At 68.3% G+C, this 24,218-nt stretch carries 21 protein-coding genes and 1 riboswitch; of the genes, 13 read left to right on the top strand and 8 right to left on the bottom strand.

The genetic code is table 11. The features are described from left to right. A complete protein-coding gene (locus D7Y15_RS45205) occupies positions 1 to 165 on the top strand; it encodes a hypothetical protein (RefSeq protein ID WP_172814716.1) in 165 nt (54 codons plus the stop codon). Here D7Y15_RS45205 and D7Y15_RS09425 read toward each other — a convergent pair. Then, positions 153 to 1,670, bottom strand: coding sequence for an acetyl-CoA acetyltransferase (locus D7Y15_RS09425; RefSeq protein WP_121752333.1), 1,518 nt, complete (start codon positions 1,668 to 1,670; stop codon positions 153 to 155). The two genes, D7Y15_RS45205 and D7Y15_RS09425, sit on opposite strands and share 13 nt — an antisense overlap. Before the next feature lie 107 nt (positions 1,671 to 1,777). Between D7Y15_RS09425 and D7Y15_RS09420 the strand changes: the two genes are divergently transcribed. Genes D7Y15_RS09420 through D7Y15_RS09410 form a run of 3 tightly spaced genes read left to right on the top strand, consistent with a single transcriptional unit; the run spans position 1,778 to position 3,865 of the window. Beyond that, positions 1,778 to 2,371 (top strand): DUF2239 family protein, encoded by a 594-nt coding sequence (locus tag D7Y15_RS09420; RefSeq protein WP_121752332.1) that lies wholly within the window; start codon positions 1,778 to 1,780, stop codon positions 2,369 to 2,371. Beyond that, a complete protein-coding gene (locus tag D7Y15_RS09415; RefSeq protein WP_121752331.1) occupies positions 2,368 to 3,381 on the top strand; it encodes an NADP-dependent oxidoreductase in 1,014 nt (337 codons plus the stop codon). The genes D7Y15_RS09420 and D7Y15_RS09415 overlap by 4 nt, the downstream gene beginning before the upstream one ends. 43 nt (positions 3,382 to 3,424) lie before the next feature. Next, a complete protein-coding gene (locus tag D7Y15_RS09410; RefSeq protein ID WP_121752330.1) occupies positions 3,425 to 3,865 on the top strand; it encodes a nuclear transport factor 2 family protein in 441 nt (146 codons plus the stop codon). Positions 3,866 to 3,871: 6 nt separating this feature from the next. Here the strand turns inward: D7Y15_RS09410 and D7Y15_RS09405 are convergent, their stop codons facing one another. Both D7Y15_RS09405 and D7Y15_RS09400 read right to left on the bottom strand, forming a co-directional pair. Further along, positions 3,872 to 4,528 carry a DUF4328 domain-containing protein gene (locus D7Y15_RS09405; protein ID WP_158624560.1) on the bottom strand — a complete coding sequence of 219 codons (657 nt, stop codon included), beginning with the start codon at positions 4,526 to 4,528 and terminating at the stop codon, positions 3,872 to 3,874. Positions 4,529 to 4,696: 168 nt separating this feature from the next. Continuing rightward, entirely contained in the window at positions 4,697 to 6,136 is a 1,440-nt protein-coding gene (locus D7Y15_RS09400) for a PLP-dependent aminotransferase family protein (protein WP_121752329.1), read from the bottom strand. A gap of 83 nt (positions 6,137 to 6,219) precedes the next feature. Here D7Y15_RS09400 and D7Y15_RS09395 point away from each other — a divergent pair, with 83 nt between their 5' ends. From D7Y15_RS09395 to sthA, 4 genes are all read left to right on the top strand, one after another. After that, positions 6,220 to 6,675: an anti-sigma factor gene (locus D7Y15_RS09395; protein ID WP_121752355.1), complete on the top strand. Its 456-nt coding sequence runs from the start codon at positions 6,220 to 6,222 to the stop codon at positions 6,673 to 6,675. Positions 6,676 to 6,749: 74 nt separating this feature from the next. After that, complete coding sequence (locus tag D7Y15_RS09390; RefSeq protein WP_121752328.1) at positions 6,750 to 7,421, top strand: hypothetical protein; 672 nt, start codon at positions 6,750 to 6,752, stop codon at positions 7,419 to 7,421. A gap of 151 nt (positions 7,422 to 7,572) precedes the next feature. Then, complete coding sequence (locus D7Y15_RS09385) at positions 7,573 to 9,108, top strand: PPC domain-containing protein (RefSeq protein WP_158629024.1); 1,536 nt, start codon at positions 7,573 to 7,575, stop codon at positions 9,106 to 9,108. A 92-nt stretch (positions 9,109 to 9,200) separates the two neighbouring features. Next, complete coding sequence (gene sthA, locus D7Y15_RS09380; protein WP_121752326.1) at positions 9,201 to 10,598, top strand: Si-specific NAD(P)(+) transhydrogenase; 1,398 nt, start codon at positions 9,201 to 9,203, stop codon at positions 10,596 to 10,598. A gap of 65 nt (positions 10,599 to 10,663) precedes the next feature. Here the strand turns inward: sthA and ahcY are convergent, their stop codons facing one another. From ahcY to D7Y15_RS09365, 3 genes are all read right to left on the bottom strand, one after another. Next, positions 10,664 to 12,094, bottom strand: a complete 1,431-nt coding sequence (gene ahcY / locus D7Y15_RS09375; protein WP_120579830.1) for an adenosylhomocysteinase — start codon at positions 12,092 to 12,094, stop codon at positions 10,664 to 10,666. Positions 12,095 to 12,185: 91 nt separating this feature from the next. After that, a riboswitch (S-adenosyl-L-homocysteine riboswitch) is annotated at positions 12,186 to 12,258 on the bottom strand. 262 nt (positions 12,259 to 12,520) lie between these two features. Next, a complete protein-coding gene (locus tag D7Y15_RS09370) occupies positions 12,521 to 12,871 on the bottom strand; it encodes a hypothetical protein (RefSeq protein WP_306770436.1) in 351 nt (116 codons plus the stop codon). 152 nt (positions 12,872 to 13,023) lie between these two features. Continuing rightward, positions 13,024 to 13,968, bottom strand: a complete 945-nt coding sequence (locus D7Y15_RS09365; protein ID WP_120579832.1) for a DUF2381 family protein — start codon at positions 13,966 to 13,968, stop codon at positions 13,024 to 13,026. Positions 13,969 to 14,067: 99 nt separating this feature from the next. Here D7Y15_RS09365 and D7Y15_RS09360 point away from each other — a divergent pair, with 99 nt between their 5' ends. The 5 genes from D7Y15_RS09360 to D7Y15_RS09335 all read left to right on the top strand — a co-directional run bounded on the left by D7Y15_RS09360 (position 14,068) and on the right by D7Y15_RS09335 (position 21,085). Then, entirely contained in the window at positions 14,068 to 15,366 is a 1,299-nt protein-coding gene (locus D7Y15_RS09360; RefSeq protein ID WP_121752325.1) for an AHH domain-containing protein, read from the top strand. 1 nt (position 15,367) lies between these two features. Next, on the top strand, positions 15,368 to 15,955 hold the full coding sequence (locus D7Y15_RS09355; protein ID WP_199733916.1) for a DUF1629 domain-containing protein: 588 nt from the start codon (positions 15,368 to 15,370) through the stop codon (positions 15,953 to 15,955). A gap of 349 nt (positions 15,956 to 16,304) precedes the next feature. Continuing rightward, complete coding sequence (locus tag D7Y15_RS09345; RefSeq protein ID WP_121752354.1) at positions 16,305 to 17,606, top strand: AHH domain-containing protein; 1,302 nt, start codon at positions 16,305 to 16,307, stop codon at positions 17,604 to 17,606. 1 nt (position 17,607) lies between these two features. Then, entirely contained in the window at positions 17,608 to 18,177 is a 570-nt protein-coding gene (locus D7Y15_RS09340; RefSeq protein WP_199745902.1) for a DUF1629 domain-containing protein, read from the top strand. A gap of 127 nt (positions 18,178 to 18,304) precedes the next feature. Next, the gene (locus D7Y15_RS09335) at positions 18,305 to 21,085 is read left to right on the top strand and encodes an HAD-IC family P-type ATPase (RefSeq protein ID WP_121752324.1); all 2,781 of its coding nucleotides are present in this window, start codon (positions 18,305 to 18,307) and stop codon (positions 21,083 to 21,085) included. A 12-nt stretch (positions 21,086 to 21,097) separates the two neighbouring features. On the opposite strand, the gene D7Y15_RS09330 is transcribed toward D7Y15_RS09335, so the two are convergent. After that, positions 21,098 to 22,546 carry a glycosyltransferase gene (locus D7Y15_RS09330; protein ID WP_121752323.1) on the bottom strand — a complete coding sequence of 483 codons (1,449 nt, stop codon included), beginning with the start codon at positions 22,544 to 22,546 and terminating at the stop codon, positions 21,098 to 21,100. A 10-nt stretch (positions 22,547 to 22,556) separates the two neighbouring features. Continuing rightward, complete coding sequence (locus D7Y15_RS09325; RefSeq protein WP_121752322.1) at positions 22,557 to 24,080, bottom strand: universal stress protein; 1,524 nt, start codon at positions 24,078 to 24,080, stop codon at positions 22,557 to 22,559. Positions 24,081 to 24,218: the final 138 nt, after the last annotated feature.

The following is a 24,218-nucleotide window of genomic DNA, read 5'->3' as shown; positions in this document are numbered from 1 at the left end:
ATGGATGACGCGTGGTGCACGAAGCGGGTCGCGTGGGTGACAGCTTCCATCGCGGCGCCGGCCTCGAGCGTCAGCGACCATTCGCCCGTGCTGAGCTGGGTGGGGACGTCCTTCCAGAAGAGGCGCACGTATCCGGAGGTCTCCCATCCCGCCTATACGCTGTAGGAGGAAGACCGGTGCCAGAGGATGTCCCCGCCGGGTCCGGCGACGGCGTGACCTTCACTGCCGATAGGCTCCTCCTTCCCGTCGCACAGGAAGTCGATGCCCGCGGTGTCGTGGGCCGGGACCTTCGCGAGGAAACGCTCACCGGACGCGCCGCGCGCGACGATGACGCCGAACCTCGGGCTGCCGTCGCGTTCGTACAGCACCGTGTACGTCTCGATGCGGCCGGGGCCCGTGGCGCCCTCCACGAACGGAGGGACCGGGCCGCGCGCGGCGTCGGCTTCCGCCTGATGCTCGAAGGGCTGGGGCAGTGTTCCAGCAGGCTGCGGTTCGCGCGTGAGCACGAGGCTGTGATTGTGCGTAGCGAAGCCGCCGTTGCCAAAGAGCAGGCCATGACGGCCCTGCACGCGCAGCCGCTGCACCATGCTGACCACCGCGTGGCTCATGTAGTTGGCGATGGGCCCACCGCCGAACGTGAGCCCCCCGAACACGGTGGCGGGCTTCTCCAGCGGCCAGCCCAGCACCCGGCGCGCCATCTTCGGCACGCACGGGAAGCAGCTGTAGAGCTCCACGAAGTCGAGCATGTCGACGGTCAACCCATTCAACTCCAGCGTGCGGCGCAGCGACACGGCCATGCTCGGTGAGCTTGCATAGCCATCGCGCGCGAGGAAGTCCTCCGGCTCATGCGCCGCCGCGCCCCGTCCCACGTACACGAGGCGGTCCTCCGGCACACCGCGCGCGAGCGCATTCGCCAGGCTGGTGACCAGGAACCCCGCGCCCTGGTTGACCGCGCTGTTCGCCACCATCCGCTTCCAATACGGAAACGCGATGGGCCGGTTGGACGCGGAGGGCGTGACAATCTCTTCCACGGACAAAGGCTCGCGGATCCACGCCCCCGGATTGCCCGCCGCGACCTGCGAGAACCGCGACCAGATTTCGCCACTCTCCCGCTGCGCCTCCGCCAGCGTCTGGCCATACGCGGCACGGCCGGCGTTCTCATACAGGGGATAGACGTCGACCGGAGAGTTGAGGCCGTAGCGCTTCCGGTAGGCCGCGTGAGCCTGGACACCGATGCTCGTCGCGGCGTTGTGCGCGGAGGGTGCATCCCCCGCAGCCAGCGCCGCGCGCCGGGCCGCCGTGCGCAGGGCCTCGCCGCCCACGACCGCCGCGACCTCCACGGCACCGGAAGCAACGCGGTTGGCAGCCTCGTGGAGCAGCCGCACCGGACTGTCCCCGTTGGCCTCCGCCGTCTGTTCATGAATGCGCGGCCGGGCGCCCAGGCGTTCCGCCAGCGCGAGCGGCAACGGGCCCATCTGCCGGAACGAGAGCTGATCCACCACCGCCAGCGAATCCAGCCGGGAGAGCCACCCACCGCCCGCATCCGCGTCCGCCGCCCGCAGCGCGGCCTCCATCAAGCCCAGCGAATCCAGGCCCCGCAGCGGATCCTCCGGCCGGTCGTTGATCTGCCCCACGCCCACGATGACGGGAATCCGGTTCGCGTCCTTCATGCCTCGCCTCCTGACCGACCTGCTCCCATGGCCAGCCATTCCGGTCAATGAGCCCATATTACCCGGATGGAATTGACGCCTGTTTCTACCCGGATAATATCCCCAACATGATTTCTCCTTCCGCCACCTGGACCGCCTTCACCGGCCAACGCCTGCTTGCCTCCGGCTCACCGGCCGAGGTCGTCACCGCCGCCAAGGCCGCGCTCGACGCGGGCGAGCATGAATCCCTGCTCCTGTTCGATGACGCCACGGGCCGGACCGTGGACTTCCACCTGCGCGGCACGCTGGCGGAGGTGCTCGCCCGCCTCCAACCCGCGCCGGACCCGGCCTCCGAGTCCTCCGAGCCCCGAGGCCCCGGCCGTCCGAAGCTGGGCGTCGTGGCCCGCGAGGTGACGCTGCTCCCCCGCCACTGGGAGTGGCTGTCCGAGCAACCCGGCGGTGCGTCCGTGGCCCTGCGCAAGCTGGTGGAGGCCGCTCGCGCGAACAGCGGCGACGCCGACCGTGTCCGCCGCGCCCAGGCCGCCGCGGACCGCTTCATGACCACGATGGCCGGCAACGCGCCGGGCTACGAGGAGGCCGCCCGCGCGCTCTACGCGGGCGACCGCACCCGCTTCAACAAGTGGACCCGGAGCTGGCCGGACGACATCCGCGACTGCGCCCGAAAGCTCGCGGCCCCCGCGTTCTCCAAGGAGACACCATGAACCACCAGTGGGTGCTGAAGTCGCGTCCCCACGATGAAGTCTCCGATTCCTGCTTCGAATGGCGTCAGACGCCGGTGCCGGCCCCGGGTCCCGGCGAAGCACTGGTGCGCGTCGTCTGGCTCGCCATCGAACCCACCCAACGCACGTGGCTCAATCCCCACGCGACCTACATCCGGCCCGTCGAGCTCGGCGAGGTCATGCGCGGGGCAGGTGTCGGACAGGTCATCGCGTCCCGTTCCGAACGGCTGGCCGTGGGCGACTGGGTGACGGGCATGACGGGCTGGCAGGAGTACGCGCTGGCCGGTGACGCGGGCCTCTTCGGCTTCAACAAGGTGCCGGACGGCATCGACCCCAAGGCCATGCTGAACCTCTACGGCGCCAGCGGGCTGACCGCGTGGATTGGCTTGACGGACGTGGCCCGCGCGGCTCCAGGTGAGACCGTCCTGGTCTCCGGCGCCGCGGGAAGCGTGGGCTCCATCGCCGGACAGGTCGCACGGCTCCGAGGCTGCCGCGTCATCGGCATCGCGGGCGGCCAGCACAAGGTCGATTGGGTCACCCGCGTTGCCCGGTTCGACGCCTGCATCGACTACAAGTCCGAGGACGTCCGGACGCGCCTCCAGGCACTGGCGCCCAAGGGCATCGACGTCTTCTTCGACAACGTGGGAGGGCCCGTGCTGGAGGCGGCGCTGGACCACCTGGCGGTACGCGCCCGCGTGGTGCTCTGCGGCGCGGTCTCCTCCGGCTACAAGGACCGTGACTACGGCGCCACGCCGCGCAACTACATGCAGCTGGCCTTCCAGCGGGCACGCATGGAGGGCTTCATCTTCCTGGACCACGTCCCGCGCTTCCCCGAGGCCTTCCGCGAGCTGTCCACCTGGGCGGCCCGGGGGGAGCTCGCCCTGACGGAGACCGTCGCCGAAGGGCTGGAGCAGGCGCCGTCCGCCCTGCGCGGCCTGTTCGAGGGTCGGAACCTGGGCAAGCAGCTGGTCCGCGTCGCGGCCCCTGTCTGAGCGCGGTAGCCTGCCGCCTCCCACCTCACGCACGGAGCCCCGGATGAAACTCCAGCCCACGCTGACCACCATTCTCGCCCTCGCCACGGGCGCCGCGGAAGCCCGGGACCCCGCGAAGGACGAGCGCGAGCTGCTCAAGGTCGAGGCCGCGCTCTGCCGCGCCTTCGAGACCGCCGACGTCGCCACGCTGCGAAAGAGCCTGGACGCGCGCTTCACGCTCACCGACTCCAAGGGCACGGTGACCGACCTGGAGCAGAACCTGGCGGAGGTGGCGAAGAAGGACCCCGTCTATGAGGTCTTCCGCAACCACCACCAGAAGATCCGCCTGTATGGCGACGCCGCCGTCGTCACCGGCATCACCACCCTCAAGGGCCACTCCGGCAAGACGCAGTTCGAAGGCGACTTCCAGTTCACCGACACCTGGGTCTACCGCGAGGGCCAGTGGAAGCTCGCCGCGAGCCACGCGACCCGGCTGGCGAAGTAACCCGCCTCACGCCGCTTCGGCCCCGGCCTCCGGCACAGGGCCGTCCCCGAACTCCAGCCCGTCGCGCCGCTGGTCGAGCTTCTCCTGGAGCGCCCGGATGATCTGGATGCTGAAGAGGGCCATGACCAGGGCGGAGCCAGCGGCGATCAGGCCCACCACGGCGCCGGCGGTCGACATGCCCCCATCCGCCGTCTCCAGCTTCCCGATGATCCGCTGGTCCACCTGATTCATGATCCGCGACAGGACGTTGGCCCCCCACCACACGGAGAGGGGAAGCACCGAGGCGAAGTGCGCCCCACCCAGCCGCGTCGCGACATCCTTCATCAGGTGGTAGGGCTTCACCCAGTTGGCCAGGGGAATCAGCCACCACCAGACCGCCATCGCAGGGGAATCCCCGATGTCACGCCCCAGGGCCTTGAGCTGACGGACGACCCGGTGGAACCACATCAGGAGGAAGACCTGGGCCAGGAGGCCTCCCCCCACGTTCAGGAAGACCACGCCCGCGGCGGGCACGCCCTGCACCTCTTCGGTGAACACCCCCAGGGACAGGATGACGTGGAGGCCCAGGCTCAAGAGGTCCGTCGCCGCGGAGAACTGGAGCGCGGTCACCGCTCGCCGAGCTCGGCCACGGGAGTCGGGCACCTCCAGGGCGGAGAGCCGCATGCACTCGCGGCACTGGCCGTTCTCCTGTTCGCACCCCGAGCACACATATCTTCCACACCGCGCGCAGGTGCGCACCGCTGCCCTTTCGGGATGCTGCGGACACACGGCCTGTGACTCAACTTCCCCCTCGACGGCACTGAGCATGAAGAGAGGAATTAGGGCCTGCCTTCAACCCTTCGTCAATCCCACATGGGAAAGGCTGGCTCCCAGCCGCTTCAAGCCTTCTGGAATGCGTGTCGCAGGAATACCGCCATATCCCAGCACCAGCCCTGGCCGAGCTCGTGGCCCCGCGAAGTAACGCGACAGGCTGATGAGCCCCACATCCACCGCCCGGGCCCGAGCCACCGTCTCCCGCTCCAACGCCACGCCGCCTCGCCGGAACGTCGCGCACAGGTGCAGGCCCGCCACGGAGGGCACCACCTGGAGCCAGTCTCCGCAGTGGCGCGAAAGCCCCTCCGCCACGCGCGCGTGCCTCGCCTCGTAATCCCGCCGCATCTTGCGGATGTGCCGCGCCAAGAGCCCACTGTCGATGAACCGCGCGAGCGCTGCCTGCTCCGGCACCGGACTGTGCCAATCCATCACGCGCCGTGCCCACCGCAGCTCCCGCTGGAGCGACGGCGGCGCGACGAGGAACCCCATCCGCAGCATGGGGACCATCACCTTCGAGAACGAGCCCACATAGAGCACCCGCCCGGAACGGTCCATCCCATGCAACGTCTCCAGGGGCCGTCCGCCAAAGCGGAACTCGCTGTCGTAGTCGTCTTCAATCACCACCGCGTCGCGCCGCTTCGCCCACTCCAGCAGCGCCACCCTGCGCGCGGGCGACATGGGCATGCCCAGCGGGAACTGGTGCGACGGCGTGACGTAGACGAGCCGAGCGGCGTCCGGCAGCGCGGCCACGTCCAGCCCTTCCGCGTCCACCGGAACAGGCACGACGCGCGCGCCCAGCGACTGGAACACCTGCCGCGCGGGCGGATAGCCCGGCTCCTCCATGGCGACGCAGTCCCCCGGCTCGATGAGCACCCGGCCCACGAGGTCCAGCGCCTGCTGCGCGCCATTGGTGATGAACACGTCATCTACCTCCGCGCGCACGCCCCGCGAGACGCCCACGTGCCGCGCCACCGCCTCCCGCAGCCCCCGGTGCCCGGCAGCGTCCACGTAGCCCCCGGACATCGTGGCGGCCCGCAGCTGGCGCGCCACCAGCCGGCGCCAGGACTCGAATGGGAAGCCCGAGACATCCGGGCTGCCCACGCCAAAGTCATACGCGGCGGGAGCCAGCGGTGCGGGCAGGTCCGGCAATGAGCGCCAGAAGGCCCGGGCGCGCAGCGGCACCTGGGCCTCCCGCCCTGCCCTGCCACGCGGCCGTGACGCCTCTCCCTGGACGAAGCTCCCCGCCCGCGTGCGCCCCGCGATGAGGCCCTCGGCGGTGAGCCATTCATACGCCACGCCCACGGTGTTCCGGGCCACGTCCAGGCGCAGGGCCAGCTCGCGGGTGGGCGGCAACCGCTCCCCACGGCGCAGGCGCCCGTCGAGGATGGCCGCGCGCAGCCCCCGGTAAATCTGCCCGGCCAGGTCCCGGCGTCCCCGGAGCTCCACATGGAAGTCCATGCCGCATCCTCCCACGGATTGGCCCAATGAAATTCGTCAATCCTGGCCCTGTCACCGGGCCAGCGGCGGACCATCCTTCCGGCATGGCCGATTCCACCTACGCCTCCCACCCCGTCGACTCCGAACGCATGCCGTGGATCCCCATGGGCCGGCCCGGGCTCGCGTTCAAGCCGCTGCGCTTCTTCCGCGACGGCAGCGGCTGGATGTACCTCTTCCGCCTGGAGCCCGGCACCCTCATCCCCCGGCACCGCCACGTCGGCGAGTCGCACGCCTTCAACATCTCCGGCCACCGCCAGCTGCTCGACACCGGCGAGGTGATTGGCCCGGGCACGTATGTCTATGAGCCGTCCGGCAACGTCGACAGCTGGCAGGTCGTGGGCGATGAGCCCCTCGTCCTGCACATCACCGTGAAGGGCGGCATCGAATACCTGGGCGACGACGGTCAGGTCCTCAAGAGCGTGAGCCCCGCGGAGCGGCTGGAGACGTACCGCCGCTGGTGCCAGGAGAACGGCGTGGAGGCCCTCGCCACCATCGAGTGACGAATGCGGTTGCCCCAGCCTCCGCCCCCGGGCAGGAGGAGGCCTGGACCCCCTCACCGGAAGGAAGCCCGCCCATGCCGCCCAGGCCCACCGCCCCGCCCCAGCTCCAGTCAGCGCCCGAAGCGCTGCGCAAGTTCGTCGAGGGCCTGTTCACCCTGGACGTCGAGGAGCCCTGGGCCCAGCCCGCGGAGGTGAAGGAGACGGGCGCCGCTCCCTGGCGGCCGCCCAACGCCTACACGCTGGTGATGGGGAACCTGGACGTCGAAGGCAACGTGCTGGTGGAAGCCGCCAGGCGGGACGAGGGGGTCCTCATCGTGTTCGGCGACGTCACGTGCCGCAACCTCTTCGTCGGCGTGGGCTTCACCTTCGTCTGCACCGGCACGCTGCGCGTGAAGGAGACGCTCGTCGCGACCTCGATGGACAGCGTGACGTACGCGGCGGGAGTGGTGGAGGCGGAGCTCGTCGACTCCGGCTCTGGCGCGTGGCTCACCCTCTTTGGAGACGCGTCCCAGCTGCATGCGAAGCATCTCACGCACTACGTGATGAACGGCCGCAAGGTCATCAAGTCGCAGAACCCTCCCGACCTGCGCACGCTTGTCGTTCCGGAGGTCCTCGACCTGGAGGAATGGGATTCCCTCTCCGCGGAGGAGCAGGCGGACGAGGACCCGAAGGTCCTCATCAAGCTGGACACGCGAGCCGCCCACAAGCGCCTGGCCCAGGGCGAGAGCCTCTTCCTCTCGCCCTGAGAAGGCCGCATTCGGCCCGTGCGCTCCGTGCGGGCCGTCCTCACGCGGAATGTCAGACACGCTTGATAGCTTGCGTACTGTCCGAGGCCGGACGGACGACAAGCTTTCGCTCCCCCCTGGCGACAAGCGTTCTCACAAACCGAGGAACATCTTGAAACATATTGGATTGAAGTCCCTGGCCGCCGTGTGGCTGACGTGTGCTTTGACGGGCTGTGGCGCGGAGATGGAGCAGGGCGCTGAGACGGAGCTGGAGAACCCCACCGAGGCCGCTGAACAGGCCCCTGCGGAGGAGAAGGGTCCCCCGCCGGAAGAACGGGTGCAGGCCCTGGCCGGATGCACCAGCAGCATTGCCCTCACCCCCAACGTGACTGTCACCGGCATCAGCGCGAACGCGGGGGAGTACTCCTGCACGTACACGCTGTACGTCGCGTCCGCGAACAGCAACCTCACCTTCAGCACCTCCGGCGGTTCGGGCGACGTGGACCTGTATGTGAAGTACGGCTCGGAGCCGACCACGGGGAGCAGTACCTGTAGCTCCGCTGGCTCCAGCAGCACGGAGTCCTGCTCCATCACCGGCTCGCAGGTGGGCACGTATTACGTGAAGTTGTACGGCTACTCTGCGTTCAGCGGCGCGACCCTGAAGGCGACGTCCACGCCTTCCGGACAGACGGGCTGCACCAGCAGTACCACGCTGACCAAGGACGTGACCCTGACCGGCATCAGCGCGAACACGGGCGACTGGTCCTGCATCTACAAGCTGTATGTCCCCACCGGTGCCACCAAGGTGACGTTCAACACCAGCGGCGGCAGCGGCAACGCCGACCTGTTCGTGCGCCGGGATGCCTCCCCCACCGAGTCGGTCTACGACTGCAAGTCGGGCAGCCTCTACAGCAACTCCGAGACCTGCTCCGTCAACGTGACGTCTCCCGGGACCTACTGGGCGCGCCTGTACGGCACCGGGTCGTTCTCCAATGTGAGCATCACGGGAACCTACACCCTGTCGGAGGGCCAGCCGGGGTGCACGTCCACCAGCCCGCTCAACAACAACACCACCACGTACGGCCTGAGCGCGCCTCCGGGAGGCTTCTCCTGCGACTACACGCTCACCATCCCGTCGGGGGCTTCGAGCGTTACCTTCAGCACCACCAGTGGCTCGGGCGGCACCGCGTTCCTCTACGCGAAGCTTGGCAGCGCGCCCACGCTGTCCTCCTATGACTGCGTGGCCAACACGAGCAGCAGCAACAACCAGACGTGCACCGTCTCCAATCCCGCGGCGGGCATCTGGCACGTGCGCGTGTACAACGCTTCCTCGTCCGGAACGCTCACCAACGCCTCCCTGCGCGGCGCCTACGTCACCGGCGGCACGGGGAACCCGGGCACGGGCACGCTGACCAACAACGTCCCGGTGACGGGCCTGTCGGGCGCGAAGGACTCGTACCGCTACTGGACCATCACCGTGCCGGCCGGGAAGAGCTCGCTGCTCGTGCAGACGATGTTCGGCACGGGCGACGCGGACCTGTACGTGCGTCAGGGCTCGAAGCCCGAGGACTCCGTCTACGACTGCCGTCCCCTGACGGGCGGCAACACGGAGTCGTGCCTCATCAGCAACCCCGTCGCGGGCGTCTACCACGTGATGATCAAGGGCTACACGGACTACGCCGGGCTGACGCTTCAGGCGTCCTACTGAAGCCGCCCTGTAGGCACTGATGTGTGAAGCAGTGCCCGGCCCCGAGGTGATTTCTTCCCTCGGGGCCGGGGTTGGGGGAACACTCCGGACCCATGAGCGCTCGGCGGTTCGACGTGGTGGTCCTCGGCTCCGGTCCCGGCGGTGAAGGGGCTTCGATGAAGGCGGTGAAGTCCGGCCGCAAGGTGTGCACCGTGGAGCAGGGAGCCCTCGTAGGCGGTGCCTGCACCCACACCGCCACCATCCCCTCCAAGGCCCTGCGCCACGCCATCCAGCGGCTGATGGACGTGCAGCAGGACCACCCGGAGATGCGGGCGGACCTGGCCCGGCACACCACGCTCAAGGACATGATGCGCGTGGCGACCACCGTCGTGTCCAAGCAGGTGCAGCTGCGCACCACCTTCTACGAGCGCAACCGCGTGGAGCTGGTGGTGGGCCGCGCGAAGTTCCGGGACGCGCACACGGTGGAGGTGACGGAGCCGCGCGGCTCCGTGGAGCTGCTCACCGCGGACGCCTTCGTCATCGCCACGGGCTCCAGGCCCTACCGGCCCGTAGGCGTGGACTTCCGCCACCCGCGCATCTTCGACTCTGACACCATCCTCAAGCTGCGTGAGTCCCCGCTGTCGATGATCATCTACGGCGCGGGCGTCATCGGCTGCGAGTACGCCTCCATGTTCCGGATGCTCGGCGTGAAGGTGGACCTGGTGAACACGCGCGACCGGCTGCTGTCCTTCCTGGACGACGAAATCTCGGACGCCCTCTCCTACCACCTGCGCGAACAGGGCGTGCTCATCCGCCACCAGGAGGAGATGGTCTCCGTGGAGCCGCACGACGACAGCGTGGTGCTCCAGCTGAAGAGCGGCAAGCGGCTGAAGGCGGATGTCTTCCTCTGGGCCAACGGCCGCTCCGGCAACAGCCAGGACCTGGGGCTGGAGGCGCTGGGCATCGCGGTGGACGCGCGCGGGTGCATCCAGGTCAACGACGGCTACCAGACGTCCGTGCCCCACATCTACGCGGTGGGTGACGTGGTGGGCGCCCCGTCGCTGGCGAGCGCGTCCTATGACCAGGGCCGCTTCGCCGCCACGCACATCGTGGAGGGGCGGGCGGAGCACAAGCTGGTGAAGGACATCCCCACCGGCATCTACACCAGCCCCGAAATCAGCAGCCTGGGCCGCACGGAGCGCGAGCTCACCCAGGCGGGCGTCCCCTATGAAGTCGGCCACGCCTTCTTCAAGAGCCTGGCGCGCGCGCAGATTACCGGCCGCACCGTGGGCATGCTGAAGCTGCTGTTCCACCGGGAGACGCGAGAGATTCTCGGCATCCACTGCTTCGGGGACAACGCCTCCGAAATCATCCACATCGGCCAGGCCATCATGGCGCAGGACTGGCCGGGCAACGGCATCGACTACTTCATCAACACCACCTTCAACTACCCCACCATGGCGGAGGCGTACCGCGTGGCGGCGCTCAACGGCCTCAACCGGCTGTTCTGAAACACGAAGGGCACCGCGGGCTTCTGAAGCCCACGGTGCCCCGGATGTGTCACGTCAGGACGCGCTTAGTAGCGGTAGGTGTCCTGCTTGTACGGGCCGCTCTTCTGCACGCCGATGTAGTTCGCCTGCTCGGGGGTGAGTTCGGTGAGCTGGGCGTTGAGCTTCTTGAGCTGGAGCCGGGCGACCTTCTCGTCCAGGTGCTTGGGCAGCACGTACACCTTGCCCACCTGGTACTTGTCGCTGTGCGAGTAGAGCTCAATCTGCGCGATGGTCTGGTTCGCGAAGGAGCTGGACATCACGTAGCTGGGGTGACCGGTGCCGCAGCCCAGGTTCACCAGACGGCCCTTGGCCAGCAGGATGATGCGCTTGTTGTCCGGGAAGATGACGTGGTCGACCTGGGGCTTGATCTCCTCCCACTTGTACTGCTCCAGGGAGGCGACCTCGATCTCATTGTCGAAGTGGCCGATGTTGCAGACGATGGCCTGGTCCTTCATCTTGGCCATGTGCGCATGGGTGATGACGGACTTGTTGCCCGTGGCGGTGACGAAGATGTCCGCCTTGTCCGCGGCGTAATCCATGGTCACGACGCGGTAGCCCTCCATCGCGGCCTGGAGCGCGCAGATGGGGTCGATTTCCGTCACCCACACCTGGGCGGACAGCGCGCGCAGGGCCTGCGCGGAGCCCTTGCCCACGTCGCCGTAGCCCGCGACGACGGCGATCTTCCCGGCCACCATCACGTCCGTGGCGCGCTTGATGCCGTCCACCAGGGACTCACGGCAGCCGTAGAGGTTGTCGAACTTGCTCTTCGTCACGCTGTCGTTGACGTTGATGGCGCGGAACAGGAGCGTGCCCTTGGCGGACATCTCCTGCAGGCGGTGCACGCCCGTGGTCGTCTCTTCCGTGACGCCCATGATCTTGGCGCTCTTGCGCGAGTACCAGGTGCCGTCCTCGGCGAGCTTGGCCTTGATGGAGGCGTACAGCTCGCGCTCCTCCTCGCTCTCGGGGTTGGCGATGACGGACAGGTCCTTCTCCGCGCGCTTGCCCAGGTGCATGAGCAGCGTGGCGTCACCGCCGTCGTCGAGGATCATGTTCGGACCCTCGTGGTCGCTGCCGGCGGGGCCGAACTCGAAGATGCGGTGGGTGAAGTCCCAGTATTCCTTCAGGGACTCGCCCTTGTGGGCGAACACCGGGGTGCCGGCCTCCACCAGCGCGGCGGCGGCGTGGTCCTGCGTGGAGAAGATGTTGCACGAGGCCCAGCGCACCTGCGCGCCCAGCGCCTGGAGCGTCTCCACCAGCACGGCCGTCTGGATGGTCATGTGCAGCGAGCCCGTGACGCGAGCGCCCTTGAGCGGCTGCTGCTTCGCGTACTCCTCGCGGATCGCCATGAGCGCGGGCATCTCGCTCTCGGCGATGCGGATCTCCTTGCGGCCCCAGCTGGCGAGCTTGAGGTCGGCGATGGCGTAGTCCTGATTCTGCTTCTGGGTAACCGCGGTCATGTGTGGCTCCGGATCCAGGTGGCGCGCCTGCCGGCAAGGGAGAGGCTTGGGCCCTGGAAAGAAAGGCCGCCTCACCCTCGCAAGAAACGCGTTCAGGTGAGCGCCGTTGGGTCAGTCGGCTTCGAGCCTGGGGCCGGAAAGGCCTCGCAACGCTCCTCGAAGTCGCGGGGGAAACTACGGGAAGGCGCCCTGAATTTCAAAGGGAGATTGCCTCCCTGGGGGACAGCCGGAAGTCGCGCCTGGAGGTGTCCTGGCGGACAGGCGGAGGGAGTGTCCCGAGGGGTGGGAGGATCTGCTCCCTCCCTGCCTCCAAACGAGCGCGTGCTCTACCTGTCGGACAGCGGAGGACCCGGCGAGGCACCGCGCCATGTCGCAGCCCGAGACGACGCGGTACGCGCCAGGATTGAAGCCCCCCTGGCGGAGGTGTCACCGGAACGCATTGACCACGACGGCAGACGCCATGGAGCCATCGAGAATGGCCGTGCCGGACTTTGACTCGGGCCGCTTCCGCATCTGGTCCTCGCTCAGCCGTGCCACCGCGCAGATGGGCACCTCGTCGCCGTCTGGAGGGTGGGCCTTGTAGTACCGGACGACGGCCTGCGGCCCGCTCGTCCAGACCTGTCCGTACAGCCGGGTTGTCGTCTCCAGCGGGCCCAGATCGCGCATGAGGACGCTCTCGATCTCGCCATCGTAGAGGGTGATGCGGCGTGATCTCATCTGGTTCGCGTCCAGTTCCACGAGCGCGGCGTCCCCCACATGCAGCTTCAGGTATCGCATGGCTTCGAGCGCCTTCTCCGGACACTCTTGCGATCCAGGCGAGCCGTCCGAGCGTAATGAAACTCCACCGGCCGTGGTGCATGCCACGGACGTGGCAAGTAGGACGACAGAGGAGAGCAGTAGAGCTCGGCTGGTGGGCATGATCGGAAATTCTACTGCCGAATCAGGGTGCGATCCATCCTCACCAAGACCTGCTGGTTGCCGTCAGATCGGAAAATCTGAAGGGCCAGATCCACGAGCTGCCCGTTCTTCTCGAAGGCACGCTTGTCCGCCACGACGGCGATGGCTCCTGACTGCCCTGGAGCAATCGCGGAACGGGTCATCCGAAGCGCGAAGGACTGCTTCGTGTGACGCGTCATGTCGCGCGTCAGGTAGGCGTCCGCGAACTCCCATGTGTCGGCGTAGCCAGTGTTCGTCATGTAAATGACGGCTGCCGCCTTGCCTTGGCCTGAGTAGACCTCAACGACCATTTCCATGTCTGGATCCTTTGGGCGGGCGGAGGCCACGAATCGAAACGGCGTCTTCTTCGCCTGCCCATTCGCCAGAAGCGTCGCGTAGGCATGATCGATGGAGTTCTCCTCCTTGCGATAGCGCTCGTTTTCCTCGGTCAGGGCGTTGTTTTGCGCGAGCGCATCCATCAACGACGCGTGCATCGAGGCGTAGCTGTCCCGGTTCTTGAACACGTCGATCTGCTGGTCGTGAATCGGGGCCCAGTCGTTGTCCTTCTTCGGCCAGGGCGGTCGCACGAGAAGTGGGACCTCGGTGCCGTCCGTCAGCGTCACGACCAGGGGCAGCCCTTCGTCCCGGTTGAGATCCCGGATGGGCTCCAGGATGACCTTGTTGCCGACCACGGTGAGCGGCTCGAGGCGCCCCTCCCAGCCAATGAGCTTCGTCTTGCTCGGGTCCACGGGCTGCTCGAAGCGCAACGTCGTGATGACCTGGCCCTTCACGTAGACGGAGTGCGTGCCATTGGAGGGGTGCTCGGAAAGGGAGATGGACCGCTGCTGGGGGCGGTCGCACCTGTCGCTTGCCTTGGTGGTCGCAGCGGTCAGAAGTACGCCCAGCAGGATGGTTCTTGCGAATTGGCCAGGTCGCATAGAATGGACAACGTACCAGGATGGCAGTCCGGCAGCCAACCTACGGCTGCCCACCAAACCGCCCATGGATGTGAAGTGGGCCCAGCCTCGGGGAAATCCATGCGATTGGTGTGGTTTATCGCGCTATTGCTTTTGATGGAGGGGTGTGCGACCGCTCGCGTTGTCCACGTGGATGTTGGAGACGGCAGGCAGGTGGTGCACGAGTCCCTGGAGGTGGATCCGGTCCAGGTGGGTGAGGACGCGTTCAAGGCGGCCCTCACGCAGCTCCTCCTGGACATGCGAATGGACGTTGCCTTCCGCGAGACGGATGCGGCCGACCAGCGAGGGTGGGTGCGGTCCAGGGCCCTGCTCGCGTCCGCGAAGGGACTCGCGGACCCTGGCTCGGGCAGCTCACCTGAATCGCTGTACGCGCGCCTCTGCCCTGACGGGGACGACTGCTTGACCCTGGTGGGCGGGACGGGGCTGACGTTCTCGCGCAAGGACCGGACGGTGATGGCGCTCTCGTTCGCGCTCGACACGGTGTGGGAGAGCGTCGAGGCCGAGGTCGGCAAGGTGCTCAATCCGGTGGCGCTCAAGGCCCTGGTGACCTCGGCCGCCCTGACCGTGCTCCTCACGATGACGCTGCCCGAGCCCGTCACCAAGGTGCTCGCGGTGGCACTGACGGCGGCGATGGTGGCCTACCTGGGCATCGTGCCCGTCTGGGAGATGGGCCGGGGCTTCGTGCACCTGTGGGACGAAGCGGAGACAGCAACGAGCGTCATCGAGTTGCAGGACATCGGACATCGCTTCGGCAAGGTGCTCGGGACCAACGGGACGCGCGTCCTGGTGCTGCTCGTCACCGCGGCCCTCGGTGGGAAGAACGCGATGGCGGCCCAGGGGCCCAGGCTCCCGGGCTTCTCCCAGGCCGCACTTCGCGCGCAGGCCGAAGGTGGATTCGGGCTCGCGTCGGCTATGAACGGCGGAGTGGGCTCCATCTCCTTGCCTGCTGCCGGTGTGCTCAACGTGGCGCTGGCTCCGGGAGCGACCGCGGCCGTCGCGCTGTCCTCGAACGGCATTCCGGGTGACGCCGAGGGCCCGGTCCATCACATCTGCACTAACAAGAACCTGGTTTCAACTGCCACAGGCGGCCCTTGGACACCGCTATGTGAGAGGATTTTCAAGAAGGCAGGCCTGACGCTGGAAGATGCGGCCAACAAAGTGCGGCTCAATGGTCATGAAGGGCCACACCCTGCGCTGTATCACAAGAAGGTCTTGAGTCGGCTACAAGATGCCGTCAGCCGCTGTAGGACAACTGAAACCTGTCGGGCCAATTTGATGAAGGAGCTAGCGGAAATAGCCGTCGAACTCACGACGCAGGGTTCGCCGTTACGACGACTCATTGTGAAGGGAGGAGAGTAAGATGGAGCGTCAATTCTATTGGGTTGAAATGGACGATGTGCCCCAGTGGCTCATTGACACACCGACACGAGACGCTGGAGGGGCATTTGAAGAGCCTTGGATGTTCGCGGATGGTCGCGTCCTTTCAGACCCTGGTCCCCTCAAGGCCCAAATCTCACACCCAGGTATCAGTCGAGCATTTGTCTTCTCCGTAATAGAGAAAGCGCCCATCGTCAGCGAAGCGGTCGCAACTATCTTCAGGACTCTCGCACCCGGCGACGTGCAAATTTTTCCGGTGTCAATTGAGGGAGAGGCCGACCCGTTCTTCGTCGTCAATGCCACCAAGGTGATTGATTGCATCGACGAGGCACGGTGCCGGGAGGTGCATCACTACGACGAGAACGACCCCTCCCCTGACTACCCGGGGGAGTACAACTGGATCTACGGACTGCGAATCGATCCCGCGAACACCGAAGGAGCGCATGTCTTCAGGCCGAAGAGGTTCAAGACCGCGTTCATTGTCTCAGAGGAAGTCAAGAATGCACTCGAGCAGGTCGGAAACCTGGGCGTGTCGTTCGAGCGAGTGACAGGGGCGATTGAGTCTCACTGACGGTCGATGCCGAGAGCCGAGGTGGCGATTCGAGTGATGTTCTCGTCTCGCCGCACCTCGGCCTCCAGTCAGCAACAGAACTCCGGTGCCATCCGTCAGCATCACGACCAGCGGGCGCCCTTCATCGCTGGTGAGGTCCTGGATGGGCTCCAGGATGACCTTGTTGCCGGCCACGGTGAGCGGTTCGAGGCCCCCTCCCAACCAATGTTCTTCGTCTTGCCCGGATCCACGGGCTGCCAGAAGCTCAACGTCGTGATGACCTGGCCCTTTCACGTAGACGGATTGGGCGTGCTCTTGGTGAGAGTGCCGGGCCTCTTGATTTCCAGGCGGTTCGGCTTCGGAGGTGTTCGTGCGATGGATGGGAGCTGTCGCGTTATTGTTCCTCGTGGGAGGGTGTGCGACCACTCGCGTTGTCCACGTGGATGTTGGAGACGGCAGGCAGGTGGTTCACGAGTCCCTGGATGTGGATCCGGTCCAGGTGGGTGAGGACGCGTTCAAGGCGGCCCTCACGCAGCTCCTCCTGGACATGCGAATGGACGTTGCCTTCCGCGAGACGGATGCGGCCGACCAGCGAGGGTGGGTGCGGTCCAGGGCCCTGCTCGCGTCCGCGAAGGGACTCGCGGACCCTGGCTCGGGCAGCTCACCTGAATCGCTGTCCGCGCGCCTCTGCCCTGACGGGGACGACTGCTTGACCCTGGTGGGCGGGACGGGGCTGACGTTCTCGCGCAAGGACCGGACGATGATGGCGCTCTCGTTCGCTCTCGACACGGTGTGGGAGAGCGTCGAGGTCGAGGTCGGCAAGGTGCTGAATCCGGTGGCGCTCAAGGCCCTGGTGACCTCGGCAGCCCTGACCGTGCTCCTCACGATGACGCTGCCCGAGCCCGTCACCAAGGTGCTTGCGGTCGCGTTGACGGCTGCGATGGTGGCCTACCTGGGCATCGTTCCGGTCTGGGAGATTGGCCGGGGCTTCGTGCGCCTGTGGGACGAAGCGGAGACAGCAACGAGCGTCATCGAGTTGCAGGACATCGGACATCGCTTCGGCAAGGTGCTCGGGACCAACGGGACGCGTGTCCTGGTGCTGCTCGTCACCGCGGCCCTCGGTGGGAAGAACGCGATGGCGGCCCAGGGACCCAGGCTCCCGGGCTTCTCCCAGGCTGCACTTCGCGCGCAGGCCGAAGGTGGCTTCGGGCTCGCGGCTGCTATGAACGGCGGGGTGGGCTCAATCTCCTTGCCTGCTGCCGGTGTGCTCAACGTGGCGCTGGCTCCGGGAGCCGCAGCGGCACTGGCGATGTACGGAGAGGGGCGGTTTCCCGGTGACGAGACGGGGCCGGTTCACCACATCTGCACGAACAAGAACCCCATCTCCGATGCTACTGGCGGTCCCTGGACGCCAAGGTGCGAGGAGGTCTTCAAGAAGGCCGGAATGACACTCGAAGATGCCTCGAACAAAGTGCGGCTCAAGGGGCACGAGGGGCCTCACCCTGAACTGTATCACCGAGCGGTGCTTCGGCGCCTTGATCGTTCTGTTGCGCGCTGCCGAACGACGGAGACCTGCCGGGCCAGTTTGATGGAGGAACTTGCGAAGATAGCCAATGAGCTTCTGACGCAGGGCTCCGACATGCGGAGTTTCATTGTGAAGGGAGAGAGGTGAGATGGAGCGCCATTTTTACTCGGTGGAGCTTGGAAATGTGCCGCATTGGCTCCTTGATACGCCGACACGGTACTCAGGCGAGGCTTTTGACGAGCCTTGGATGTTTGTAGATGGTCGCACCCTCCCCGACCCTGGCCCCCTCAAGGCGCAGGTCGCCCATCCTGGCACCAAGCGAGACTTTGTATTCTCTTCGATTGAAGAAACGCCCACCGTCAGCGAAGCCGTTGCGAACGTCTTCAAAACACTGGCTCCCGGTGACGTGCAGCTTTTCCCGGTGTCCATTGAGGGAGAAGCCGACCCGTTCTTCGTCGTCAATGCCACCAAGGTGATCGATTGCATCGACGAGGCACGGTGCCGGGAGGTGCATCACTACGACGAGGACGCCCACCCCCCTGAATTTGAAGGGGAGTACAACTGGATCTACGGACTGCGAATCGACCCCTCGAAGACCGAGGGCGCCCATGTCTTCCGGCTGAAGAAGTTCAAGGTTGCGTTCATCGTCTCGGAAGACGTCAAGAACGCCCTCGAAGCGGTCGGAAACCTGGGTGTGTCGTTCGAGCGCGTGACCTGAAGCGGATGCACCGGCTCTGGAGGAGGCCGAGCAGCCTTCGCCCGGGGCGCGACCACACCGCCCAATTGCTCGCCTCCCGCTGACGGGCAGCCCTGCCCGTGGCCAGCTTCCCCAGGGGAGGCACGCCATGCAGGAGCCGTCACAGCCGAGGAAGCAGGCAGGGCTTCGCGCCCCCGACGCGCCTCCCATCCCCTGGCATGCGCTTCTCCCAGACGCCGTGCTGGAACGGCTCTCCAGCGCGCCCCAGGGGCTGACGGAGGAAGCGGCCCGGGAACGGCTCGCGCGCCATGGCCCCAATGTGCTGGAGCGCTCGCGGCCGGACAGCGCGTGGAAGCTCTTGTGGCGGCAGATCGACAGCCCGCTCATCTGGGTCCTCATCGCTTCCGCGGGCCTGGCCATCCTGCTGGGCAAGGTGACCGACGGGCTCGTCGTGGCCGCTGTCGTGGTCCTCAACACCCTCATCGGCTTCGTGCAGGAGTACCGCGCGGGCCGGGCCATCGAGGCGCTCAACCACATGGTGCCGGAGACCGCGCAGGTGCTGCGCGACGGACACCTGCTGGCACGGCCCGCGGCGGAGCTCGTTCCCGGTGACGTCGTGCAGCTCGCTTCGGGGGACCGCGTGCCCGCGGACCTGCGCCTCTTGCGCTCGCGCAACTTCCAGGTGGAGGAGGCCGCGCTCACCGGCGAGTCCGTCCCGTCGAGCAAGCACGTCACGGCCGTGTCCGAGGACGCGGAGCTGGGGGACCGGGCGAGCCTTGCCTTCGGTGGCACGCTGGTGACGTCCGGCACGTCCACCGCCGTCGTCGTCGCCACGGGCAGCGCCACGGAGCTGGGCCGCATCTCCCATTTGATGGAGCAGGCCGCGGACCTCAGCACTCCGCTCACGCGGGAGCTGGCCCGGCTGGGCCGCGTCATCAGCGCGGGCATCGTCGTGCTGTCCGCCGTGCTGCTCGGGGTGGGCATGTTCCGGGGGTATGCCTTCAGCGACGCCGTCCTGGTGGCCATCACCCTGGCGGTGGCCGCCATCCCGGAGGGCCTGCCCGCCATCGTCACCATCGCCCTGGCCATTGGCGTGCAGCGCATGGCGTCCCGCCGCGCCGTCATCCGCAAGCTGCCCGCCGTGGAGACCCTCGGCAGCACGACCGTCATCTGCACGGACAAGACCGGCACCCTCACCCGCAACGAGATGACCGTGCAGGCGCTGTGGACCTGGCGCGGGCACTACGCGCTCACCGGCGTGGGCCACTCCCCCCTGGGAGATCTGCTTCGCGCGGGGCGCCCCCTGGACGTGCCGCCCGACGACGTGCGCACGCTGCTCGTCGCGGGCGTGCTCTGCAACGAGGCCGACCTCCAACCCCGGGAGGGACGCTGGGGCATGACGGGCGACCCCACGGAAGGCGCGCTGCTCTTCGCCGCGAAGAAGGCGGGCCTGGGCGTGACGGAGCTGCGCGAGCGCCATCCCCGCCTGGACGCCATCCCCTTCGAATCCGAGCACCAGTTCATGGCCGCGCTCCACGCGGGCGACCCGGAGCACTCCGAGCTCTTCATGAAAGGCGCCCCGGAAGTCGTGCTGCACCGCTGCGGACCGGAGACGGACCGGGACGTCGTGCTGGCGGAGGTGGAGCGCATGGCGAGGCAGGGGCTGCGCGTGCTCGCCTTCGCGCGCAAGCGCATGTCCCGCGCGGACGCGCTGCGGCCCCAGGACGTGGAGGACGGCTTCGCGCTGCTGGGCCTGCAGGGGATGCTCGACCCGCCCCGCGAGGAGGCCGTGGCCTCCGTGAAGGCCTGCCACGCCGCAGGCATCCGCGTGAAGATGATGACAGGTGACCATCCGGGCACGGCGGAGGCCATCGGCCTTCAACTGGGGCTTCACGCTCCAGGACATCCGAGCCTCACCGGCGCGCGACTGTCCGGCATGAGCGACGCGGAGCTGGCCGTGGCGGTGAAGGACACGAACGTGTTCGCGCGCCTGGCCCCCGAACACAAGCTGCGGCTGGTGCGCGCGCTCCAGACGCAGCGGCACGTGGTGGCGATGACGGGCGACGGCGTCAACGACGCGCCCGCGCTCAAGCAGGCGGACATCGGCGTGGCCATGGGCATCACCGGCACGGCCGTGTCCCGCGAGGCCGCGGACCTGGTGCTGACGGACGACAACTTCGCCACCATCGTCGCCGCCGTCGAGGAGGGCCGCCGCGTCTATGACAACCTGGTCAAGTCGCTCGCCTTCGTGCTGCCCACCAACCTGGGGCTCGCCCTCATCCTCATGCTGGGCGTGACGTTCTTCCCCTTGCAGGAGTCCGGTGGCGTGCGCGAACCGCTGCTGGCCATGCGCCCCACGCAGCTGCTGTGGATCAACCTGGTGGCCACCGTCACCCTGGCGCTGCCCCTGGCCTTCGAGGCGAAGGAGCGCCACGTCATGCGCCGTCCGCCCCGCTCGCCGGACACCCCCGTCCTGAGCCACTTCGTGGTGATGCGCACCGGGCTCGTCGCGCTGCTGATGGCGGCGGGCGCCATCGGCCTGTTCCTCTGGGAGTTCGCGCGCCAGGGCGGCAACCACGGCGTCCCCAACGCCTGGGCCCTGGCCGAGGCGCGCACCATGGCCGTCAACACCGTGGTCAGCTTTCAAATCTTCTACCTGTGGCTGTGCCGCACGTTGACGGGCTCCACGCGCGAGGTGGGCTTCGCGAGCAACCCCACCGTGTTCGTGGGCATCGCCGCGCTGGTGCTGCTCCAGGCCGCGTTCATGTACGTGCCCTTCTTCCAGCGCCTCTTCGGCTCCGCGCCGCTGTCGCTGGGGGACATCGCGCGGTCGGTGCTGGTGGGCGCCTGCGTGCTGCCCGTCGTGGGCCTGGAGAAGTGGCTGCGCTCGCGGCGTCGGGAGGTGGGCCGGAGCGTGAGCGCCACCTGAAGGTGTCCGGCGTCAGTCGCTCGCCTCCGCGCGCACGTCCAGTTCCTGGAGCAAGGCCACGAAGTCGGTGAGGTGGCGGGCGGCGGTGAAGCGGGTGCGGACATGTTCGTGCGCCTGGGTCCCCAGGCGGGCCGCGAGGACGGGATCGTCCAGCAGCCTTCGCACCGCGGCGGCGAACCCGGCCAGGTCCTCGGGGTCACGCACGAGCAGGCCGTCCACCTCGTGGCGGACCTGGTCCTGGAGGCCGCCCACCGCGCTCGCCACCACGGGCCGGGACTTCCACATGGCCTCCGTGATGGTGAGCCCGAAGCCCTCCCGCAGGCTCTTCTGCACCACCACCGCCGCGTGGCGCTGGAGCGCGTTGACGATGGCGGCGTTCTCCTCCGGGTCCACCATGGGCAGGCACGCCAGGTGGACGCGCTGGCGCAGGAAGTGCGGCTGCTCGTGCCACGCGGCGATGACGGCCTCGAGCGTCGCCGCCGCCTCCGGGTCATCCGCGACGGACGTCACCGAAGGCCCGGCCAGGACCAGCTCCGCGCGCAGGCCGGGCGACTCCCGCAGGAGCAGCGCGAAGCCCCGCAGAACCCCCGCTGGGTCCTTCAGGGGGTCCCACCGGGAGACCTGCACCACGAGCGGCGTCCCGGGAGCGGGCGCCGCGCCCAGCCGCACGATGTCCGCCCCGCGCGACACGCGGGCCGGGACCCCGTCCATCCGGGTGAAGACGGGCTCGGGCGCGTCCGGCGCCAGCTCCACGAGCCCCGTGTGCCCCAGGATGGCGTGCGCCACCTCCGGCGCCATGGGCTGGTTCTTCACCGCGAAGATGTCGATGGAGGGCGGGATGACGATGGACCGGTCCGCGAGCAGGGGCGGCACGTAGGCGGCCCGGGAGAAGACCGCGAGCCGAGCGGCGGCCAGGTCCGGCGCGAGGAACGCCCACGCCCGCGCCACCTCCGCGTCGGGCGTGTCACTCCCGATGTGGCAGCGCCAGACCACGCGCGCGCCCGCCGCGGCAAGCGTCGGGGCCAGCCCAGCGGTCTGGGGGTCGTGCAGCAGCACCACGTCCCCCGGCCGCACCAGGACGAGCAGCTCCTCCGCGTTGTCGCGGAGCACCTCGGCGTAGCAGGCGCGCTCGGCGGGCCCCAGGGCCGAGCCGTCCCCTGGAGAGCCATGCAGCGCGTGGTGCAGCCGCTTGGTGACGCGGAAGAAGGCGGGCGTGCCCTGCACCACCATCCAGCGCGTGTCCACGCCCGCCCCGCGTGCGTAGGCGAGCATCCGGGGCAGCAGCTCCGCCACGCCTCCACCCCGGGCGGTGGAGTTCACATTCCAGAAGGTGCGACCCGCCATGCGCTCGCGGGCCTGCTCCGCGTTCGTCTGGAGCGCCTCCCACTCCGACCCCGTGAGCCTCGGCCGGAAGCACTCCAGCGAGCTGGCCTGCACATGCACCTCGAAGGGCTTCAGCATGGCGTCACCGTCACGGCGGCACGGGGTGCTTGACCACCAGCACGGGCCGGCGGCTGCGAGCCACCACCTCCTGGGCCACGGATCCAAGCACCGCGCGGCGAACCCCCGTGCGCCCGTGCGAGCTGATGCAGAAGATGTCCGCCCCGCACCGCTCCGCCGCCTGGCAGAGCGCCTGCGCGGCGTGAACCCCGGGCAGCAGCTCCATCCGGACGGTGATGCCCCGGCCGGCCGCGTCGCTGGGGACCAGCGCCTCCAGCTGGCGCCGCAGCTCGGGCTCGTCGTCATCGTTCCCGCTCAGGGCCACCGCGGGCCAGAAGTCCGCGTAGACGATGGGGACCGGCGACTCGATGACATACGCCAGGATGAGCTCTCCGCCCCGGGGCAGGAGCGACAGGGCGTGGGGGATGGCCCGGTTCGCCAGCGGCGAGAAGTCCGTCGAGACGAGGACGCGCTGGATGGACGGGATGCCCACGGGCGCTTCGGCCTCCCGCGCCGAGCAGGACGGGACGCAGGCGACCGCCGCCACCGGGGCGAGTTGGAGGGAGGAGAGCGACACCGAGCCATGCCGCACGCGCCGCAGTCCCCGTCGCTGGTGGCTGCCCAGGAGGAGGAGGTCCGCCCGCGCCGCCTCCGCGAGCCTTGCGAGCGGCTCCGCCACGTTTCCGTGGTCCGAGGACATCCGGACCTCCGCACGGGGCTCACCGATGCGCGACAGGCGCTCCCGCAGGTCCCGCTCGAGGATGGCCTCGACGCCCTCGGGCCCCGGGTTCGCATGGTACAGCCCCAGCCGTCCGTACTCCGTGGCCGTGCTGTAGACGTGGGAGACCGTCAGCTCGACCGGCCCCACCCGGCGCAGCTCCGGAAGCCAGCGCAGCGCGACCTCCGCGCTGTCCGAGAAGTCATCGCCCACGACGACCCGCAGCGGGCGCTTCGCCTGGCACCAGTCCAGGAACGGCTCGGACAGACGGACCATCAGGAAGGGGCAGCGCGACAGCTGCGCGATGCGCGCCGGGATGCCGCCCAGCCGCCAGCGCTTCTCCGACCGCCAGCCCAGGGCCGACGTGATGAGCATCCGCGCCTGGAGCTTCGCGGCGTGCTCGACCAGCGCCTCGTCCGGCATGCCCAGCAGCACCTGGGGCTCCACGGACAGCCCTGGATGGCTCAACCTGTCGGCCTCGGCGGCGAGCCGCTTCTCGAGCTCCGTGATGGTGCTGCCGTGCTCGGACGGCCAGTCGCGCCGGAGCATGCCGGGCTCCGCGGCGTGCACGAGCACCAGCGGCGTGCCCGTCCGCTCCGCGATGGCTGCCGCGACGCGGACGGCCTCCCGGGCATGGTCGGAGAAATCCGTGCCGACGACGATGGCCATGACGCCCCCCAAGGGCCTTCGCATGCCCCGCTGCCGCGAGGGCGCGCCCCTGCGTGGAACGTTGGGGCTGGCGGCGGAGTGCGCAAGAGCTCCGGGCAGGGGCAGGCGGCGCGCCTCCGGGAAGAGCAGCTCCAGGGGGTACATGCCGTCCTCGCGGCGGCTGCGCACGGGCAGGCTCGCGGGGTCCCTGCTCCCCTGACGGTGTACGTCCAGAAGGCGCCAGCCCCAGCTTGGAAGGAGCGCGAGGAGCCCAAGACCATGGACCCGTCCCTTCCCCCAGAGCCTTCTGCCCGGGCACCGGAACCC

The sequence above is a fragment of the Corallococcus sp. AB030 genome (assembly GCF_003668965.1).
In the GTDB taxonomy this organism is placed as follows: domain Bacteria; phylum Myxococcota; class Myxococcia; order Myxococcales; family Myxococcaceae; genus Corallococcus; species Corallococcus exiguus.
This window is presented reverse-complemented; position numbering and strand designations above follow the sequence as displayed.